Annotated in this window: 11 protein-coding genes; 9 read left to right on the top strand and 2 right to left on the bottom strand. The window is 58.8% G+C overall.

Annotation, left to right across the window (positions count from 1 at the left end; translation table 11 throughout):
• Positions 1-133: 133 nt before the first annotated feature.
• The gene (gene aceE / locus IV01_RS05740; protein ID WP_032630545.1) at positions 134-2,779 is read right to left on the bottom strand and encodes a pyruvate dehydrogenase (acetyl-transferring), homodimeric type; all 2,646 of its coding nucleotides are present in this window, start codon (positions 2,777-2,779) and stop codon (positions 134-136) included.
• A 383-nt stretch (positions 2,780-3,162) separates the two neighbouring features.
• Between aceE and glnE the strand changes: the two genes are divergently transcribed.
• The 8 genes from glnE (at position 3,163) to IV01_RS05780 (ending at position 13,321) form a co-directional block, all read left to right on the top strand.
• Positions 3,163-6,120 carry a bifunctional [glutamate--ammonia ligase]-adenylyl-L-tyrosine phosphorylase/[glutamate--ammonia-ligase] adenylyltransferase gene (gene glnE, locus IV01_RS05745; protein ID WP_032630544.1) on the top strand — a complete coding sequence of 986 codons (2,958 nt, stop codon included), beginning with the start codon at positions 3,163-3,165 and terminating at the stop codon, positions 6,118-6,120.
• Between the two features lie 209 nt (positions 6,121-6,329).
• Positions 6,330-7,364, top strand: a complete 1,035-nt coding sequence (gene waaF, locus IV01_RS05750; RefSeq protein ID WP_032630542.1) for a lipopolysaccharide heptosyltransferase II — start codon at positions 6,330-6,332, stop codon at positions 7,362-7,364.
• 1 nt (position 7,365) lies between these two features.
• Positions 7,366-8,448, top strand: coding sequence for a lipopolysaccharide heptosyltransferase I (waaC, locus tag IV01_RS05755; RefSeq protein WP_032630541.1), 1,083 nt, complete (start codon positions 7,366-7,368; stop codon positions 8,446-8,448).
• On the top strand, positions 8,448-9,572 hold the full coding sequence (locus IV01_RS05760) for a glycosyltransferase family 4 protein (RefSeq protein ID WP_032630540.1): 1,125 nt from the start codon (positions 8,448-8,450) through the stop codon (positions 9,570-9,572). Before waaC ends, IV01_RS05760 begins: the two co-directional genes overlap by 1 nt.
• Complete coding sequence (rfaP, locus tag IV01_RS05765; RefSeq protein WP_032630539.1) at positions 9,569-10,375, top strand: lipopolysaccharide core heptose(I) kinase RfaP; 807 nt, start codon at positions 9,569-9,571, stop codon at positions 10,373-10,375. The genes IV01_RS05760 and rfaP overlap by 4 nt, the downstream gene beginning before the upstream one ends.
• Positions 10,375-11,109 (top strand): lipopolysaccharide kinase InaA family protein, encoded by a 735-nt coding sequence (locus IV01_RS05770; RefSeq protein WP_032630538.1) that lies wholly within the window; start codon positions 10,375-10,377, stop codon positions 11,107-11,109. The genes rfaP and IV01_RS05770 overlap by 1 nt, the downstream gene beginning before the upstream one ends.
• Complete coding sequence (locus IV01_RS05775; protein WP_032630537.1) at positions 11,106-11,885, top strand: lipopolysaccharide kinase InaA family protein; 780 nt, start codon at positions 11,106-11,108, stop codon at positions 11,883-11,885. Before IV01_RS05770 ends, IV01_RS05775 begins: the two co-directional genes overlap by 4 nt.
• A complete protein-coding gene (locus tag IV01_RS05780) occupies positions 11,885-13,321 on the top strand; it encodes a lipopolysaccharide kinase InaA family protein (RefSeq protein WP_032630536.1) in 1,437 nt (478 codons plus the stop codon). The genes IV01_RS05775 and IV01_RS05780 overlap by 1 nt, the downstream gene beginning before the upstream one ends.
• Positions 13,322-13,959: 638 nt before the next feature.
• On the opposite strand, the gene IV01_RS05785 is transcribed toward IV01_RS05780, so the two are convergent.
• Positions 13,960-20,025, bottom strand: coding sequence for a membrane-targeted effector domain-containing toxin (locus IV01_RS05785; protein ID WP_032630535.1), 6,066 nt, complete (start codon positions 20,023-20,025; stop codon positions 13,960-13,962).
• A gap of 536 nt (positions 20,026-20,561) precedes the next feature.
• On the opposite strand from IV01_RS05785, the gene IV01_RS05790 reads away from it, so the two are divergent.
• Positions 20,562-21,110: contractile injection system protein, VgrG/Pvc8 family (locus IV01_RS05790; RefSeq protein ID WP_032630533.1), on the top strand; the 549-nt coding region annotated here is incomplete at its 3' end.

The following is a 21,110-nucleotide window of genomic DNA, read 5'->3' as shown; positions in this document are numbered from 1 at the left end:
GTTCACTCTCGATTGCGCCGGGTAAGTCAGTTACGACAAAACAGCCTGGATGCTCATTTACGTTCGTAAATTCCGCATCTCCGGCTGCCTTGCCGCTCCTTTTCAGCGCGCTATACGATCTCGAAGCAGACTCTTAACAATCCAGTGGGTTGCGTTTCTCAGGGTCGATGCCGAACTTGACGATGGCTTCTGCCACGACTTTAGGTTCGATATCGCCACGATCAGCCAAGGCTTCCAGAGCGGCCAGCACGACGAAGTGACGGTCGACTTCGAAGAAGTTACGCAGTTTCTTGCGGCTGTCGCTGCGGCCGAAACCGTCAGTGCCCAAGACTTTGTATTCCTTGGTCGGAACCCACTGACGGATCTGGTCAGCGAACAGTTTCATGTAGTCGGTCGATGCGATCACCGGACCTTTACGGCCAGCAAGGCACTCTTCAACGTAGCTGACCGCAGGCTTCTGGCCTGGGTGCAGACGGTTGCTGCGCTCTACGGCCAGGCCGTCGCGACGCAGTTCGTTGAAACTGGTAACGCTCCACACATCGGCGCCGATGTTGAATTCGTCACGCAGGATTTTCGCCGCTTCGCGAACTTCACGCAGGATGGTGCCCGAGCCCAGCAACTGGACGTGGTGCGCTGCTTCCTTGGTGTCTTCTTCGAGCAGGTACATGCCCTTGACGATACCTTCCTCGACACCGGCCGGCATGGCTGGCTGGGCGTAGGATTCGTTCATCACGGTCAGGTAGTAGAAAACGTCCTGCTGTTCTTCGAACATCCGGCGCATGCCGTCCTGGATGATCACAGCCAGCTCGTAACCGTAAGTCGGGTCGAAGGTGCGGCAGTTCGGGATGGTCGAAGCCAGGATGTGGCTGTGACCGTCTTCGTGCTGCAGACCTTCGCCGTTCAGGGTAGTACGGCCGGCGGTGCCGCCAATCAGGAAGCCACGGGTGCGGCTGTCGCCAGCGGCCCATGCCAGGTCGCCAATACGCTGGAAACCGAACATCGAGTAGAAGATGTAGAACGGAATCATCGGCTGGTTGTGGCTGGAGTACGAAGTACCGGCCGCAATGAAGGAGGACATGGCGCCTGCTTCGTTGATGCCTTCTTCGAGAATCTGGCCTTTCTTGTCTTCGCGATAGAACATCACTTGTTCTTTATCGACTGGCTCGTAGAGCTGGCCGACGGAAGAGTAGATGCCCAGTTGGCGGAACATGCCTTCCATACCGAAGGTACGGGCTTCGTCCGGGATGATCGGAACGATGCGCGGGCCAACTTCCTTGTCCTTGACCAGTTGCGAAAGGATTCGCACGAAGGCCATGGTGGTGGAAATTTCGCGGTCGCCGGAGCCGTCCAGGATCGCCTTGAGGGTTTCCAGTGGAGGGGTCGGCAGGCTGAAGCTTTCGGCACGACGCTGTGGCACGAAACCGCCCAGCGCGGCACGTCGCTCGCTCAGGTAACGGGCTTCGGCGCTGCCTTCTTCTGGCTTGTAGAACGGCAGGGCTTCCAGCTGGTCGTCTTTGACCGGGATATCGAAGCGGTCACGGAAGTGACGCAGGCTGTCAACGTCGACCTTCTTGGTGTTGTGCGCAGTGTTTTTCGCTTCGCCGGCACCGGTGCCATAACCTTTGATGGTCTTGGCCAGAACCACGGTCGGTTGACCCTTGTGATTAACGGCTTGATGGTACGCCGCGTACATTTTGTACGGATCGTGGCCACCACGGTTGAGCTTCCAGATTTCGTCGTCGGACAGATCAGCAACCATCGCCTTGAGTTCTGGCGAGTTGAAGAAGTGTTCACGTACGAAGGCGCCGTCTTTGGCTTTGTAGTTCTGGTACTCGCCGTCGATGACTTCGTCCATACGACGTTGCAGGATACCGTCGACGTCTTTGGCCAGCAGTGGGTCCCAGAAACGGCCCCAGACCACTTTGGTCACGTTCCACTGAGCACCGCGGAAAACGCCTTCGAGTTCCTGGATGATCTTGCCGTTGCCGCGAACCGGGCCATCAAGGCGCTGCAGGTTGCAGTTTACGACGAAGATCAGGTTGTCGAGTTTTTCACGACCGGCCAGCGCGATGGCGCCCAGGGATTCCGGCTCGTCGGTCTCGCCGTCGCCCAGGAAGCACCAGACTTTCTGCTTGCCTTCAGGAATGTAGCCGCGATGCTCCAGGTACTTCATGAAACGCGCCTGGTAGATCGCCTGGATTGGACCCAGACCCATGGAAACGGTCGGGAACTGCCAGAAATCTTTCATCAGCCACGGGTGTGGATAAGAGGACAGGCCTTTGCCGTCCACTTCCTGACGGAAGTTGTTCATTTGCTCTTCAGTGATCCGGCCTTCCATGAACGCACGGGCGTAAACGCCTGGTGATGCGTGACCCTGGAAGTAGATCAGGTCGCCGCCGTGTTCGTCGGTCGGAGCCTGGAAGAAGTAGTTGAAGCCGATGTCATACAGCGTGGCGCTGGATGCGAAGCTGGAGATGTGACCGCCCAGGTCAGGGTCATTCAGGTTGGTTTTGACAACCATGGCCAACGCGTTCCAGCGGATCAGCGAGCGAATGCGGCGTTCCATGAACAGGTCGCCAGGCATGCGTGCTTCGTGAGTGACCGGAATCGTGTTGCGATAAGGCGTGGTGATGGCGTACGGCAGCTGCGAACCACTACGGGTGGCCAGCTCGCCCATACGGGTCATCAGGTAGTGAGCACGGTCTTCGCCTTCTTTGTCGAGAACCGATTCCAGGGCGTCCAGCCATTCCTGGGTTTCGACGGGATCGAGGTCTTGCATGGCTTGCTCCAGGGCGGAAAGGCTTCCAGAATCGGTTGCCTGAGTGTTTGCGACTGGCCTTGTGGGCAGACGACATAAATTCTTGGATGACCGGCGGTTGATCCGGCGGCGTGTAGTTTTACTACAAATCGTCCGTCATTTCAGCCTTTCGAATTGTACGGGCAGTAGTGAAACTACAGCTAAGCGTCTAAACCGCTCCTTCGATGTTGTGAGATAAATCGTTACGGTTAGTAGAAAATAAACATAATCTGACTAAAACAGTCATCAGCTGCTGAGAAATCTACTATTCCAGCAATTTATGACTTTTGTTCGACAGTCCGGTCAGTGCCATAGGTGTTTCGTTCATGGTACTGCGTCTTTCGCACGCCGATCTAGGATAGACCATGAGCCTCCCTTTGCTGGCCGATCTTCCGGCCATCCTGCTGCCTTTAGTCACCCGTGCGCAACAGACGTTTCGCACATCACTCGCTGCTGCGTCGGACAGCGCTTCGGCTGCTTTCGATGCCTGGCCGGAATCGCGACGCGCTGCATTCGACCGCGTTTGCGCTGCCAGCGACTTCGTCGCGGAGCAAGTCTGTCGCGACCCGCAAATGCTTTTGGCACTCGCCGAATGCGGTGAGCTGGAGCGCAGTTTCGCGCCTGGCGAATTGCGCGCGCAGATCGCTGCAGCGTTGACTGAAGCCACCAGTGAAGACGAGTTGGGGCGTAATCTACGTCGCCAGCGCACGCGCCAGCAAGTACGGATCATATGGCGCGACCTGACCCGTCAGGCCGATCTTGTGGAAACCTGCCGCGATCTGTCGGAGATGGCTGACGCCAGCATCGACCTGGCCTATCAATGGTTGTACGAACGTCATTGCGAGCAGTTCGGCACCCCGACCGGTCGTCGTAGCGGCGAAGCGCAGCAGATGGTAATCCTCGGCATGGGCAAGCTCGGCGCGGTGGAGCTGAACCTGTCGTCGGATATCGACCTGATCTTCGCCTACCCCGAAGGCGGCGAAACCGTGGGGACCAAGCGACCGCTGGATAATCAGGAGTTTTTCATTCGCCTTGGGCAGCGCTTGATCAAAGCGCTGGACCCGATCACGGTCGACGGCTTTGTGTTCCGCGTCGACATGCGCCTGCGGCCTTACGGTTCATCCGGGGCCCTGGTGCTTAGCTTCAATGCGCTGGAGCAGTATTACCAGGATCAGGGTAGGGACTGGGAACGCTACGCCATGATCAAGGCTCGGGTGGTGGGCGGTGATCAGGCGGCGGGTGAGCAGTTGCTGGATATGCTTCGGCCCTTTGTCTATCGCCGTTATCTGGACTTCTCGGCGATTGAAGCCCTGCGCACCATGAAACAGCTGATTCAGCAGGAGGTGCGCCGCAAGGGTATGGCGGAAAACATCAAGCTGGGCGCCGGTGGCATCCGCGAGGTGGAGTTCATCGCTCAAGCCTTTCAACTGATCCACGGCGGCCGCGATCTGAGCTTGCAACAGCGGCCGTTGCTCAAAGTGCTGAAAACCCTCGAAGGCCAAGGTTATCTGCCTGCGGCGGTGACTGACGAACTGCGTCAGGGTTATGAATTCCTGCGTTATACCGAGCACGCCATCCAGGCCATCGCCGACCGTCAGACGCAAATGTTGCCGGATGGCGAGCAGGATCAGGCGCGCATCGCCTTCATGCTTGGCTTTGCGGACTGGCAGAGTTTCCATGAACGGCTGATGTATTGGCGTGGACGGGTGTCCTGGCATTTTCGTCAGGTCATCGCCGATCCTGATTCAGACCCGGATGACGAGCAGCAGGAAGATACCGAAGTGGTGGTCGGTGGCGAGTGGTTGCCGTTGTGGGAAGAATCCCAGGATGACAACGCCGCGTGTCGGCAGCTGCTGGCGAACGGCTTTGCTGATGCGGAAAAAGCGCTGAAAAACCTCAATGACCTGCGTCACAGCTCGCAACTGCGGTCCATGCAGCGCCTGGGTCGCGAGCGGCTCGATGCCTTTATCCCAAGGTTGATGGCGCAAGCTGTCGAGCATGCCAATCCCGATCTGGTGCTTGAGCGGGTGCTGCCGCTGGTGGAGGCGGTTGCGCGGCGTTCGGCTTATCTGGTGCTGCTCACGGAAAACCCGGATGCCTTGCGTCGTTTGCTGACCTTGTGCGCGGCCAGTCCATGGATCGCCGAACAGATCACGCGTTTCCCGCTGTTGCTCGATGAACTGCTCAACGAAGGTCGCCTGTTCAGTCCGCCTTTGGCGCCCGAACTGGCAGCTGAATTGCGTGAGCGACTGACGCGCATTCCGGAGGATGACCTGGAGCAGCAGATGGAAGCCCTGCGCCATTTCAAGCTCGCGCATCGGTTACGAGTTGCGGCATCGGAAATCACCGGCAGCCTGCCTTTGATGAAGGTCAGCGATTACCTGACCTGGCTCGCCGAGGCGATTCTCGAACAAGTCCTGGCGCTGGCCTGGCGGCACACTGTGGCTCGTCACGGTACGCCGTCGCGACCAGACGGCAGTCTGTGTGACCCGGGGTTTGTCATCGTCGGCTATGGCAAGGTCGGCGGCATCGAACTGGGGCATGGTTCGGATCTGGACCTGGTGTTCATTCATGATGGTGACCTTCAGTCCGAAACCGACGGCGCCAAGCCCATCGACAGCGCGCAGTTCTTCACCCGGCTCGGGCAGCGCATCATCCATTTGCTGACCACGCAGACCAACTCCGGCCAGCTGTATGAAGTGGACATGCGTTTGCGTCCGTCGGGTGCTTCGGGGCTGCTGGTCAGTTCCCTGGGAGCGTTTTCCCGCTATCAGGAAAACGAAGCCTGGACCTGGGAGCATCAGGCGCTGGTCCGTGCCCGTGTACTGGTGGGCAGCAGGGAAGTCGGTCAGGCATTCGAGAAAGTCCGGGCTGCGGTGCTGGGCCATGAGCGCGATCTGGACAAGCTGCGCCAGGAGGTCAGTGAGATGCGCGCCAAGATGCGCGGCAGCCTCGGCACCAAGGCAACTGCGGCCGGTACGGCAGCCAATGCGTTCTTGCCGACAGTGTCGTTCGACCTCAAGCAGGACGCCGGTGGTATCGTCGATATCGAATTTATGGTGCAATACGCGGCCTTGGCGTGGTCCCGGGAACATCCGGCACTGCTGCGTTACACCGATAACATTCGTATTCTTGAAGGGCTGGAAGAGGCCGGGCTGATCCCCGCCGCCGATGCCGGCTTGTTGCGCGAGGCTTACAAAGCGTACCGTTCGGCGGCTCACCGTCAGGCTCTGCAGAATCAGGCAGGTGTCGTTGCCGGTGATCAGTTTGAAGTTGAACGCCGTGAAGTGTTGCGTATCTGGGGTGAGATGGGGTTGAGTTGATCTGAGGTCCCCGTGGGACCGGCTTTAGCCGGGAAGGGGGCATTCCTGACACAGAGAATGTGCCGGATGTGCTGGCCTATTCCCGGCTAAAGCCGGTCCCACGGCATGTGCACTATATAAAGCTATGACAGGGAGGCGACGGGTTGTGTGGGAACGTCACGCAGCCTGATCGGCCTCCCTGATCGTTTCTGGTCGTTTTTGGATGAAACATGAGAATTCTGATCGTTGGGCCTAGCTGGGTAGGCGACATGGTAATGGCGCAAACGCTGTTCCAGTGCCTTAAACAGCGCCATCCCGAGTGCGTGATCGATGTTCTGGCTCCCGAGTGGAGCCGTCCGATCCTTGAGCGTATGCCCGAGGTGCGCGCGGCCCTGAGCTTTCCGCTGGGTCATGGCGCACTGGAGCTGGCTACGCGGCGGCGGATCGGCAAGTCCCTGGCGGGCCAGTACGATCAGGCCATTCTCCTGCCCAACTCGCTGAAGTCTGCTCTGGTGCCGTTCTTCGCCGGTATCCCGAAACGTACGGGCTGGCGCGGCGAGTTTCGTTATGGCCTGCTCAATGACGTGCGGACCCTCGATAAACAACGCTATCCGCTGATGATCGAGCGCTTCATGGCCCTGGCCTATGAACCTGCTGCGGAGTTGCCGCGTCCTTACCCCAAGCCTGAACTGCGCATTGACCTAACGACCCGCAATGCAGCGCTGGCCAAATTTGGCCTGAGTCTCGACCGTCCGGTGCTGGCGCTGTGCCCCGGTGCCGAGTTCGGCGAGTCCAAGCGCTGGCCGGCCGAGCATTACGCCAAGGTTGCCGAAGCCAAGATCCGCGAAGGCTGGCAGGTCTGGCTGTTCGGTTCCAAGAATGATCACCCGGTGGGCGAAAGTATTCGCGAACGGCTGATTCCCGGTCTGCGTGAAGAGTCGGTGAACCTGAGCGGCGATACCTCCCTGGCTGAAGCCATCGATTTGCTGTCGTGTGCCGATGCCGTGGTATCCAACGATTCCGGCCTGATGCACGTTGCCGCCGCGCTGAATCGCCCGCTGGTTGCGGTATATGGCTCTACTTCGCCTGGCTTTACGCCGCCGCTGGCCGATCAGGTCGAAGTCGTGCGGCTGGGCATTGAGTGCAGCCCGTGTTTTGACCGCACCTGCCGTTTCGGTCATTACAACTGCTTGCGCCTGCTGGAACCGGATTCGGTGATTCAGGCACTGGGCAATCTGGGCAGCACCCCGGTGGAGGTCGCCTGATTTGCGGGTCTTGTTGATCAAAACTTCATCCCTTGGCGACGTGATTCATGCACTGCCCGCGTTGACCGATGCGGCACGCGCAGTGCCGGGCATCCGTTTCGACTGGGTAGTGGAGGAGGGTTTCGCCGAGATTCCCACCTGGCATCCGGCGGTCGGCGAGGTCATCCCGGTAGCCATTCGCCGCTGGCGTAAAAACCTCTGGCAGACGTTCAAGACCGGCGAGTGGCGGCGTTTCAAAAAACGTTTGCGCGACACACCCTATGATCTGGTGATCGACGCTCAGGGCTTGTTGAAAAGCGCCTGGCTGACTCGTTACGTCAAAGCGCCCATCGCCGGACTGGACAAGGATTCGGCCCGGGAACCGCTGGCCAGCCGTTTCTACGATCAGGCTTATTCCGTAGCTCGTGGGCAGCACGCGGTCGAGCGTTTGCGGCAATTGTTCGCTCAGGCGCTGGGTTATGCGGTGCCTGCGGGGCTGGGGGATTACGGCCTGGATCATGCCCGTTTGCTGCGCAATACCGATCAGAGCGCGGACGCAGATAAACCGCCATTCGTTCTATTTCTGCACGGCACCACGTGGGACACCAAGCACTGGCCCGAGCTGTATTGGCGACAACTGGCCGAGCGCATGGTTGAGCGCGGTCTGCAGGTTCGCTTGCCTTGGGGCAACCTGCTGGAAAAAGCCAGGGCCGAGCGCATTGCTGACGGGCTGGAGCACGCCGTGGTGTTGCCTAAACTCAACCTGGCTGGCGTCGCTCAAGTGTTGGCCAGTGCCCAGGCCTGTGTGGCGGTCGATACCGGTATTGGTCACCTGGCGGCGGCGCTGGATGTGCCGACGATCTCCCTGTTCGGCCCAACCAACCCGGGCCTGACGGGCGCTTATGGCAAATCGCAGGTGCACCTGGCCGGTGACTACCCGGCCTGTGCGCCATGCCTGCAAAAGAAATGCACCTATCAACCGACGGAAGAAGACCGCCGTCAGTTCGATCTGAAACGCGAGTGGCCTGTGTGCTTCACTCGTTTGAATCCCGAGCGAGTAGCGCGCCAATTGGGCGCGCTGTTGCTGGCAAAGGAACCAGGCTGATGCAACTGGCTTTTGTGCTGTACAAATATTTCCCGTTTGGCGGACTGCAACGCGACTTCATGCGCATCGCGCTGGAGTGCCAGCAGCGTGGGCACAAGATCCGGGTCTACACCCTGATCTGGGAAGGCGACGTGCCACCTGGCTTTGAAGTGCTGGTGGCGCCGGTCAAAGCGTTTTTCAACCATCGGCGCAATGAAAAACTCAGCGCCTGGATGGAAGCGGACCTCGCCAAGCGCCCGGTGGATCGTCTGATCGGCTTCAACAAAATGCCGGGCCTGGACGTGTATTACGCCGCCGACGGTTGCTTTGAAGATAAGGCACAAACCCTGCGTCATTCGCTGTATCGCCAGTGGGGCCGCTATCGCCACTTTGCCGAGTACGAGCGAGCGGTGTTCGCCAAAGACGCGAAAACCCAGGTGCTGATGATTTCCGAAGTCCAGCAGCCGCTGTTCATCAAGTACTACGACACGCCGTTGTCACGCTTTCATCTGTTGCCGCCGGGCATCGCCCAGGACCGCCGCGCGCCAGCCGATGCGCCGCAGATTCGTGCCGAGTTCCGCAAGGAATTCGGGCTGGGTGACGATGACCTGCTGCTGGTGCAAATCGGCTCGGGCTTCAAGACCAAAGGCGTGGATCGCAGCCTCAAAGCACTGGCTGCATTGCCCGCTGATCTTAAAAAACGCACCCGGCTGTTTGTAATCGGGCAGGACGACCCCAAAGTATTCCAACTGCAAAGCGCGGCGCTGGGCCTGGGTGAGCATGTCACCTTCATGAAAGGGCGCAGCGATATTCCGCGCTTCCTGCTGGGGGCCGACATCTTGATCCACCCTGCCTACAACGAAAACACCGGCACTGTGCTGCTCGAAGCGCTGGTGGCCGGTTTGCCGGTGCTGGTCAGTGCGGTGTGCGGTTACGCGCACTACATAGCCGAGGCGGACAGCGGGCTGGTCCTCGATGACCCGTTCGAGCAAGCGCAGCTCAATGAGTACCTGGCAACCATGCTGGCCGACGATACGTCGCGGGCCAAATGGAGCCGAAATGGTCTGGCCTTTGCTGACACGGCTGATCTCTACAGCATGCCGCAGCACGCGGCGGATGTGATTCTGGCGGAGCACTACCCATGAAGTTGTTCCTTGCTGAACCGTTCAAAACGCTCTGGGCTGGACGTGATGCGTTCGCCGAGGTCGAGCGTCTGGACGGTCAGGTGTATCGCGAACTCGAAGGCCGGCGCACGCTGCGCACCGAAGTCGACGGGCGCGGTTACTTCGTCAAGATCCATCGCGGTATTGGCTGGAGCGAAATCGGCAAAAACCTGATCACTGCAAAATTGCCGGTGCTGGGCGCAGGCATGGAGTGGAAAGCCATCGCTCGCCTGAAAGAAGTCGGCGTGCCGACCATGACCGCTGTGGCCTACGGCGAGCGCGGTAATAACCCGGCGGCGCAGCATTCGTTCATCGTCACCGAAGAGCTGGCACCCACCGAAAGCCTCGAAGACATCAGCATCAATTGGCGCAACGAGCCACCAGAGCCGCGCCTCAAACGTGCGTTCATCGCCGAAGTGGCGCGCATGGTCGGCATGATGCACCGCGCCGGGGTCAATCATCGCGACTGTTACATCTGCCATTTCCTGCTGCACACCGACACACCGGTAACGGCGGATGATTTCCGCCTGTCGGTGATCGATCTGCACCGTGCCCAGACACGTCGGGTCATTACCCCGCGCTGGCGCAACAAGGATCTGGCTGCGCTGTATTTCTCAGCGCTGGACATCGGCCTGACCCGCCGCGACAAGCTGCGTTTCCTCAAGGGCTATTTCCAGCAACCGCTGCGGCAGATTCTGGCTGAAGAAGCCAAACTGCTCAGCTGGCTGGAAACCAAAGCCGACAAGCTTTATCAGCGCAAAGTCCGCTACGGAGATGCGCTCTGATGGCGGGTTGGAACCTGGAACCGGCTTACGCTTCTCTGGAGCAGGATTTTGGCAGTCTCGACGCAGTATTTGCCTTGCAAGGCGAGCGTCTGACCCGCGATCCGTTGTCCGAAGTCATCAAGGTGCAGCGCGACGGGGTCAATTATTACGTCAAGCGCTATGTCGGCGCCGGTAAAGGCCTGCGCCGTTATATGGGCAAGCCACGGGTCCGCTCGGAATGGCAGAACCTCAAGCGCTTTGCCAAATGGGGCATTCCCACGGCAGAAGTCGTCGCCTGGGGCCTTGAGCGCCGGGGTGCCACGTACGACCGGGGCGCGCTGATTACTCGCGAGCTGCCCAACACCGAAGACTTGTCGGCCCTGGCCAGGCGTGATGACCCGCGACTGGCCGATCGTTCGTGGGTGGATACGATCAGCCGTCAGGTGGCCCGCTACACTCGCGCCATGCATGACCAGAATTTCACTCACAACGACCTGAAGTGGCGCAACCTGTTGGTCGACGATCAAGGGACAGTGTTCCTGATCGATTGCCCCAACGGCGCGTTCTGGTGGAGCTTCATGTTGCGTTACCGGATCACGAAGGATCTGGCTTGTCTGGACAAACTCGCGAAATACCATCTATCGAACACCCAGCGCCTGCGTTTCTACCTGCAATACCGAGGGCGCGACCGGTTGAATGAGTCCGACAAGAAACGCATACGCCATGTCGTCAGCTTTTTTGAGGGACGCGAATGACCGTTTTCATTGCACCCAGCGAGCGTCCGTTGCTTGAACGCCACGGCCTGGCTGATTTCGAGTCGCTGTGGGAGGTCCAGCTTGAGGCTGTCGACGAACCCAACACCGGCCGGGGCGGCTGGAGCAGTGTGTTCCGCATGGAACTGGAAGGGTCCGGCTTCTATTTGAAGCGCCAGAGTAATTACCTGACCCGCACCCTGCATCATCCGTTTGGCGAACCCTCCTTCTCCCGGGAATTTCGTAATATCAGCCGCTATCAGCAACTGGGCATCCCGGCGCTGCAAGCGGTGTTTTATGGCGAGAGTCGGGTTAATGGTGAGCGCAGGGCGATTCTCATGACTCGCGCACTGGATGGCTGGACCGACCTGGACACCTTGCTGCAGCAGTGGTCCGAGATGGACGCGCCGCAACAGAAGGCGATCCTGCAGGCTTGTGGCGATCTGGCCCAGACCCTGCACGCGGCCGGCCAGGTTCACGGCTGTTTCTACCCCAAGCATATTTTCATGCGGGCCAAGGCCGGTATGTATCGGGCGCAACTGATCGACCTGGAAAAAACCCGGCCAGCACTGTTTGGCAGGCGTGACCGGGTCAAGGATCTGGAGCCGCTGCTGCGCCGGGCACCGATGTGGAGTGAGGCTCATGTGCGCGAATTGCTGGCGGCCTATCTGCAATCCGGGATCGACAGCCCGCTGGTCGACGACTGGTATACCCGGCTCGACAAGCGTGGCAGTCATAAACGCGGTACGCACCGCAGCGAACACGAAGAGATCCGTTGATGCGTTTGTCTGAACTCAAGAACGCCGGACGCACTCCCGCCTTGCCAATCAATCTGGCACTGGCCGATGCGGCTGGCCCCGCCGAACTGCAACTGCTGAGCTTGTTACGGGTGTTGCCCGGTCAGCGCTATGTGGGTGCAGGCGTATGGCGAGGCCGGCCGGTGTTGGCCAAGTTGCTGGTCGGGCAAAAGGCCCCACGGCATTTTCAGCGTGAGCTCGAAGGCGTGCGTCTGCTAGCCGCACAAGGCATGACCACGCCGCTGCTGTTGGCCGATGGTCTTGAACAGAACGAAGGTGGCTGGCTGCTGTTCGAGTTTCTGGAACAGTCGCATAGCCTGGGCGACGCCTGGGCTGAAGTGGAACACCAGACTCCGCTCAACGATGCTCAGCAGGCGGTGCTGGGCGAAGCGTTATCTGCCATTGCGCAACTGCACGCCAAGGGTCTGTGGCAGGAAGACCTGCATCTGGACAACCTGTTGCGTAGCCACGGCAAGCTGTACCTGATCGACGGTGCGGGGATCCGTGTCGAAGAAGCCGGCAAGCCGTTGTCTCGGCAAAAGGTGCTGGAAAACCTCGGGGTGTTCTTCGCCCAGCTGCCCAAATCCCTTGAGCCGTTTACCGAAGAATTGTTGGTGCATTACCTGCTCAGCAATGGCGAACACGGTTTGCCAATGGAAGCCTTGCAGAAGCAGATCGACAAGGTTCGAAGCTGGCGTTTGAAGGATTATCTCGACAAGACCGGTCGCGATTGCAGCCTGTTCAGCGTGGTGGATGGGGCGTCCGGATTGCGGGCGATTCGCCGCGAAGAAGAGGTCGCGATGTTGCCGGTGCTGGCCCAGGCCGACCAATTACTCGAGCAGGGTCACCTGTATAAAACCGGTGGTGCGGCGAGTGTGGGGCGGGTTGAAGTCAATGGTCGCAGCCTGGTGATCAAACGCTACAACATCAAGGACGTTGCCCACTGGTTCAAGCGTTTCTGGCGTCCAAGCCGAGCCTGGCATTCGTGGCGCGAAGGGAATCGACTGCTGTTTCTCGGCATCGCTACGCCCAAGCCGCTGGCGCTGCTGGAGCAGCGAGTTCTTGGTCTACGCGGCAAGGCGTATCTGGTGACCGAATATCTGCCCGGGCTGGACATCATCGAGCGCTTTGCGCCCTATATCGCTTCAGGTGAGGCGCCGGAAAGTGAATTGCTGGCGCTGGATGAGCTTTTCCAGCAGTTGATCCGTGAACGCATCAGTCATGGCGATCTGAAGGGCCATAACGTGTTCTGGCATCAGGATCGCTGGGCGTTGATCGACTTGGACGCCATGTGCCAACACAGCTCGCAAAGTTCATTCGCCACCGCCTTCGCCCGCGATCGCGCCCGCTTCATGCGCAACTGGCCCGCCGACAGCGCGCTGCACCAGTTGCTGGAACAGCGCTTGCCGAAGGTTTAGCAGGTTCGGTGATCCCCTCAAGAACGAGGCTTGCCCGCGAATCAGGCGCTGGGGTTTGGCAGGCACACCGCGTCATCGTTCATCGCGAGCAAGCTCGGCTCCCACAGAAATCGTCGAACCCGTTGGAGCGAGGCTTGCCCGCGAACCAGGCGGCGCGGTTTGGCAGGCACACCGCGTCATCGTTCATCGCGAGCAAGCTCGGCTCCCACAGAAATCGTCGAACCCGTTGGAGCGAGGCTTGCCCGCGAACCAGGCGGCGCGGTTTAGCAGGCATACCGCGTCATCGTTCATCGCGAGCAAGCTCGGCTCCCACAGAAATCGTCGAACCCGTTGGAGCGAGGCTTGCCCGCGAACCAGGCGGCGCGGTTTAGCAGGCACACCGCGTCATCGTTCATCGCGAGCAAGCTCGGCTCCCACAGAAATCGTCGAACCCGTTGGAGCGAGGCTTGCCCGCGAACCAGGCGGCGCGGTTTGGCAGGCATACCGCGTCATCGTTCTTCGCGGGCAAGCCCGGCTCCCACAAAAATCGTCGAACCCGTTGGAGCGAGGCTCGCCCGCGAATCAGGCGCTGGGGTTTGGCAGATAAGCCACGTTTTCATTCATCGCGGGCAAGCCCGGCCCCACAAGCTAGCCGCATCTCACGCCACCCGAGTCAGGTTTATCTCCTCAAGGCCGACAATCAGCGCATCCATGTCTTCAAAAGGTTTCTGGTGCACGGCAGGCCAGGTGCTTCGTTCCACATAGACCTGACCTTGGGCATTGACCTTCACCGGCGTGCGGTGGATCGCGTAATCCCGTGAGCGATGGACGATAACCTGCAGGCTGTCGTTGCCTTGCTCGATCAGAAACATCCCCGGCCTTGTCAGCCTTTCCTCGACCGGCAGGGATTGCGGGGGCCTGACCGCCACGGCTGGCTTGAGGGTTTCCATTTCCAGGCGCAGATCGCTCTTGATGAAGCTTTCGCGATGGGTCAGCGAAATCGGCAGACTTTCCCCAGGATCTATCGAAACACCTCGTGACTGGCCGGGCCTGACATCAAGCACGCGGATGCTAATCCCGCCTTCCAGTTCGGCCAGACCAGGGACAATTTTCTCGTAAGTACTGGCGTGGCTGTTCCCGACAAGCGCGATCCATTTGTGGGAGCCCATCACTGCCTGGTGTTTACGCAGCGTACGCGACGCGAAAAAGCTGAACATCTGTTGCCGGGTGGTGAGCGCAGGGTGGTCAATTTCTTTGATGTGGTAGCTGGCTGCGCAGTCGATAGCCCTGACCTCCAGACCATGGTTTCGCGCCTTGATCACTAATTGCTCAAAGGTGTAGATGCCGTCTGGGTCGGTGTGATGACCCAAGTCGAGTTTTCTCAGGTCGTGGAGCAGCGACTTGCTCACGTGCCCGGTTTCGAAAAAACGGTCCAGATCGGCCTGATGCAAGTCGCTGAGCAGGTGCTCCATGTACAGCGTCTTCACCTCTTGGCGGGCCAGTAACGGCAGGTTGTCGATGATCAGTTTTTTACTGGCAATAGATGAGTGATTTTCGCCAATCACCACGCCGTTGGTATGCTGATAAAGATCTTCGAGCAAATCGCTCTGGCTGATTCCCGGCGACACGGAGGGTACCGTCGGACGGCTTGGCAACTCGTGGGCAATGATCTTGCGTGCGTCTTTCTGGAGCTTGCCGCGCAGAGTGAAAAAAATGTCCTGTACCCGCGAATCCCCAACGCTCTCGAGGAAATATCGTGAGTCCAGCCCCCGGCGTTTGAAGTTGATCAAATCATGCAGGGTGCCACGTGTGTCGGCGGGCATACCGTAGGTGATATCGAGCAACGATAGCTGGATGGCTGTAGGTGGGCTTTCAGCGGGCCAATGTTGCGCGTCGACCGCCCGCCATCCGCCGGCTTCCGTCCACTCAAAGCCAGGTTTACCGACAAAGCTGTCGTCGATCCTGGCGCCATTGGTTCCGAGGATCTGTCGATGCAGCGCATCGTCCAACAGGCTTGGTGTTGAGGGCTGGACCTTAGTGAGCCCCGAGGTACCTTGATCACTGAGCAACGGGTTGGCAATTTCAATCTTGAAGTCAGCCTTGCCGAACGCCGTGTTTGTGCCTTCAATATCTCGGCTGATCAGCGTTGGCCGCCCCTGAGGTACGTCATGTACGCGAATGCTGATTGCGCCATGTAGCTCGGCGACGCCTGGGACTTCCTGGTAGCTGGTGGCGAGTTTTTGATCGAGCAACGCCACCCAGCGCCGCTCGGGATGGGCAGCGGTATCGGCATTGATCAAAAGATAACTGAAGTAATTGCTCATTTTCTGATCGCTGGCAACGTCCGCGGCGGCCGATGCCACCGGGTTGTGGATGAGCGGATAGCTGACCGACGAACTGAGCGGACGGACTTCAAGACCGTGGCGGTGTGCGGCCTTGATCAGGTGGTAGTAGTCATAGTCCCTGCTGCGGTTTTTCAGCGCGCCTTCGTTCAGGCTCTCAAGCCAGACCCTCAGCTCACTGGAGCCTGTTTTGCATCTGGCCCCCAGCTTGCGGTACTTCTCCAGCTTGTACATGTGCAGATCGGTAAACAGATGCTGGATGTACAGGACCTTCACGTCCTGTTCAGCCAGTGCAGCCATGTTGTCGATCAGCAAACGCTTGCTGGCAACGGATCTTGGAGCCTCGCCAATCACCATGGCGTTGCTGTTCTGGAACACTCTTCTGATCAGGCTGCCAGCATCCGCACTGACCTCAGGCAGCGGCAACACAGGCCGAGGCGCTGGAATGAGAGAAGGAATTGCCGCTTGTGCATCTGTATAGAGTTTTTCCCGGCGTGACGCGAAATCAGCGCGGCTGTTGCGGAATACCGATTCGAAGTACTCGTCCAGATCCAGCCCTAGATCGTTATAGGACCTGCCCGGGTGCGCGAGGATATCGAAATGAGAGCGCAACTTCAGAGGCAGTTCATAGGGGACCACAGCGGCGGTAATCGCTTGCGCAGTTGTGGCCTCACTGACCAGCGGCCTGAATGATTCATCCATGCCGCCAGCCAGATTGGGGCGTTTGGGCAACTGCCATTTACCCTGAAGATCCAGATACACCGGTTGTTTGCCGTAGAAAGCGAACGGGTTTTGCGGATCGATAATATTCCAGTAACGGGCGCTTGCATCGAATTGCACTTCGAAGACTTGGGAGCCGAGTTCGATGTAGTGCTTGCCGTTGACCATGCTCACCCCCTTGCCATGGGCAGATGCCAGCGGGGTCGCATTTTCCAGTGAGATATTCAACGCTAACCCCTGTTTCACACCGTTGGCACTCAAGGTGCGCGGCTGACCCACAGGCTGGCTCAAGGGACGCCATTGTCCGTCCAGGTCGCGACGGGCGAACTGTCCGGTGGCCTGTGGGGGGTGGGCCTGCTCGGCGCTCACCCGATACACCGCTGCATGACCATTGGCGTTCGGTTGGCTGCGCCAGAAGGTATCCCCATCAAGGTTCACCGGGCGCATTTCAGCCTGGCTCGGTGCGCGCGTGATCCGTGCTAGCGAAGCGTGTTTGCCGTTGTGACCGACCTGGCGCAGTGCACCGAAGCCCTTCATGCCGGCGGATAAATCCCCCGCAGCGCCCAGACTGTTGAACAGTGAGCTGAGGATGTAACCGCTGGCGGCTTCCAGGTCACCATTGGCGAAGGCTTGGAGGGCTTTCATGCTGTCACGCAGAGAGAGCAAGGCGCCGACCGCAAAGCTGGCAGGCGGGAAGGGCAGAGTGGCTACCGTCGCAACCAGTTCGAAGGTTATCCACGCCAGCCGTGCGAGCATGTCGCTGCGGCCTGTGGTGGTGTCTTCGACATCGCGCAACTGGCGCTCAAGGGGTCGATTGAAGCAGATGTCCTGGAAGTCGCTCACCGCATCGCGGGGGATAACTGGCGGTTTGCTCTCGCCGCCTTGCTCCATGTCCCTGAGGAAAAACGACAGTTTGCGCCGTGCATTGATCCGGCAGCGGTCTTTGTAGTAGTCGATCATGCCGGGGCTGGAAAGTGAGGTTTTGAAGTCGCTCAACAGCCGAAACTCCAAGCCGTCCGGTGCTTGTGGGGTGTAAAGCATGGCGGCCTGGGTGGCGTCGGAGGATGACAACAGATAGCAGCCTTGCACGGTCTCAATCTGGATCAGCTCGACCTTGGTGGGAGAAATGACGTTGTAAATGTCTTTCGCCACTTCGCCCACTTCGGAAAGGTCGCTGCCGATCAACGGGTTTTCCAGACGCAGTTGCAAGGTGTGCAGCGGATAGCGACGACGAGCTTCGCTATCGGTCAGGTGCAGATGATCCATGGCAAGGCGCAGCCATTGATAGTGGCGGCTGTCGAGCTGACCTTTCAGATGGCTGCGCAGTGCGGCCGCCTTCATTTGCAACACGGTAACTTGCAGGCTGCTGCGTCGGCGGTGTAGGTAGCCGGGAGATTCGGGGTCGAGCAGGGTGTCCCTGACCAGCTTGATGTAGTCGTCGCTGAGCCACTTGCCATGCACCGAGCGTGCGACTTTTTGCGGAGTCAGTGGCGTCAGGTCTACATGCGACGGGCCGCTGAATGTGGCCTGGCCGTCAGCGCCGCTTTTGAGCAGGCCCAGAGTGTCGTCATAGCCGTTGCGCAGCATTTTCGTGTAGCTGAGTACCTCACGCTCGGAGGTGATGATGATGTGGTCAGGATCGACGCTGCCTTCCGCGACGCCCAGCAGTTCACTGATTTTCTTGCTGGCGCGCTGGTGAACGTACTCCTCGAAATCCTGAGCCTGGGTCGGAGGTTTGGCGTGGTAATTCTGTGTGGCACCGGCAATCGCATCTTCCAGGGCCAACAGCTCCTGACGTTGAGCGGGGCTGGCGCGCAGATACCAGTCTGGCGTGCGCTGCGCCTGGTCGGCGGCGGCCACCCGCACATGCTGGCGCACGAACTGCCCAAGTGCCTGGTTGTAGTGGCTGCGAGTGATGAGCTGAACGTAATTGGCTGGCGGGCTGGGCTTGAGACGCAGGGCGGCAAATCGCGTTTCCAGGTTCTCGCGACTGGAAGCCGAGACTTGTTTGAGCAAGTACTGGCTCATCTCCGTAGAGGTTGTCCAGCTAACCAGCTCATGAGTCAGTTGCCTCTGATTATCGAAGGCTTGAAAACGTTGCGCTCTCGGCGCGTCGGCGGCGAACATCACCAGTCGCTCAAGCTGCCCCTGGCTGTCGTTTTTACGGAATACCAACAGCCCGCCCAGAATTTCGCCATCGTCGAGCTTGATCTGCTGGACCTGCAGATTGGGGGTTGTCTGACCGGTTGCGTCACCCTCGATTTGCTCAATGATTGCAAAGTCGTCTGCCGAAATATGCGCCTGCATCTTTGCTGCGTAAGCCAATGCAGTGATCTGCTTGCGCGTCAGCTGGCGCATCAGCTGCTGATTATGCTCAGTGGCATAAGCCACGCGCTGGTATTCGCGAAAGTTCGTGCCCAGGTTCAACTCATCTATCAGCTTTGCGATGTAAGCGTTGGTCAGAAGTGGATGAGTCGTGTCCATTAGCGCATCGTTCAGACGCAGGGTCGTCAGCGTCTGAAAGTGCGAATCCGCAGATAGATCGCCGGGATGCAATCCGTATAAAGCCAGCTGCAACAACGAGCGCTTGGTCGTATAGAGTTCGCCAGTAATCCCCAGCCGGCGCTGCATGGTGACCACAATCTGCTCAGGCTCAAGGTCGTAGCCCAGATCAGACGCCAGGCGTGCGCGCAGGTGCAGGCGCGCATATTGCTCATGGGACGCCGCGCCACCCAAAGCGCTGATCAGCGCAGTACGACTCTGATCGTAATGAGTCAGGCGTTGCTGATATTGATCAAGATCGTCCTGGCTGGCGACCTTGATCCAGTGAGGCAGATTTCTGCGTTGCTGGCGCTCCCAGTAAGCAATCTGGCGCTGTGCAAGCATGGCGCCGGGGCCGATCAAGCCCGGCATACTGATGGCTTTTTCGAGTCCGGCATTGGACGTGCTGTCGTTACAGGCGTGGCGGATATCATTGCGCTGCTTTTCCAGCTGGCGCTCGAAAGCATGTTCGAAGGGGTTGCCCGTAACGGGTTCAAGGCGCAGGTCGGCGACCGTGAAAGGTTCCAGGTGCAATTGCGGGTCGCTGCCTATGGCTTCAATCAACTCCTGATCGCGCAGCGCTGCATTGTTGAACAGCGCCTCTTGCAGTACCTCATGGTTCAGCCAGTGAACCAGCGCTTCGCCCAACGCGTTGCGACTGGCAAAACCCTCTGCGCCGACACCGGGCAGCACCAGCAAAGCCCGACCCTGATCGTTGATGAACACCAACGCGCCAGCAATTTCACACAGGTCGTTATCGCTCAGATGCACGTGAAGGGCGTAGCTCTCCGGGAGAATGGCGTCGTTGTTTTTTGCCGGGATGCAATCGACGTAAGCCTTGTCCAGGTTGCGCTCATGAATCTTGACGATCACCTCGTCACGCAGCCCTTGCCCCATGGCCTCGATGAACATCGTCCGACGGCTCTTGCCCTGAGCACTGGGGGCTTGCCAGTAAGCGTCGATCTGCTCGATGAGCACCGCGGGGTCTTTCACAAGGGGGTCGGGCAAAGACTTCAGCTCGTTGCGAAGCGCTACATCGAGGTCGCCAAGCCGAGCCAGTGCCGCGACCGCCAGTGGCAAATTTTCCGCCGGAGTGGGGAAGAATTGAGTGAGTTGCTGCATAACGTACTGATCATCCTGATTGCATATTGAGTCTGAAAACGCAGGCCGGAGAAGGGCCTGCTTTGGGTTTCAATCAATCAGGATTTGGGGGGTGGGGGTGGTAGATAGTTAGTGCGGAAATAATGATTTGTAGGGACTTTCTGATAATTGATCGGAAGTTTCCGAATTTCACTCCGAGAAATATATAAGTCTATCTGCGGTAACTTTTTTTGTAGGGGGTGCATGTCTCTAAAATTCAGTCGCAGGTAAGTTAAGTCCTGATTGCCCTGTAGGAATTATCCGTGAGTTATGAGGGAAACCTCTCTGTTGAGGGGGTGTGGGTAGAGTTCAAGCCGCCGGTCACTTATTGTTACGTACCCATGAGCGCGGCCAGTCTTATACGGGCAAGTTCATATTTATACGAATCAACTTCGACAGCTTTTTTGTCCGGCATGCGCCGACTCAAAGAACCTTCAGCGGAATAGAAGCTGGGGCAGTGCTCTGCACTTCAATTCTGCATTGGACGCGAACTCACCCAACGCCACGGAGGCTTGAACATGGCTCAGCCGATAACCGACTTTTTCGTCCACAGCCGCCACAAACTCAGGGTCTCTGAAGTCCAGGCAACCCTCGACGTTTTGACCTTCACAGGTGAAGAAAAGCTCAGCGAGCCGTTCAAATACACGATTGAATTCACCTGCACCGAGCAGGACCTCGCGCCAGCCCAAATACTCGGGCGTAAGGCCTGGTTCAGCCTTTACGGCCCAGCGCCGAAGTTTCCGCGGATGAGCCCTGACTGGCTGACTGTTATCCCCGAGCCGCCGTTACGCACGGTGTATGGCGTGGTCACCGGATTAAAGCGGCTTTCCGATTCAAGGGATGAAGCTCGCTATGAAATCCTCTTGCAGCCGCGCCTTGCCCTGCTCGACAGGGGCAGGCAATACCGTATTTATCAAAAGCAGTCCGTGCCGGAGATCGTTGAGAGCATATTGCTGAGCCGCCATGGCTTTAAAAACTATGACTTGAACTTGCAGCTGCAGCGTGAATATCCCAAGCGCGAACAGGTCATGCAATACGGCGAAAGCGACCTGGCCTTTATCACCCGC

The sequence above is a fragment of the Pseudomonas syringae genome, assembly GCF_000737245.1.
GTDB classification, from domain to species: Bacteria; Pseudomonadota; Gammaproteobacteria; order Pseudomonadales; family Pseudomonadaceae; genus Aquipseudomonas; species Aquipseudomonas syringae_J.
This window is presented reverse-complemented; position numbering and strand designations above follow the sequence as displayed.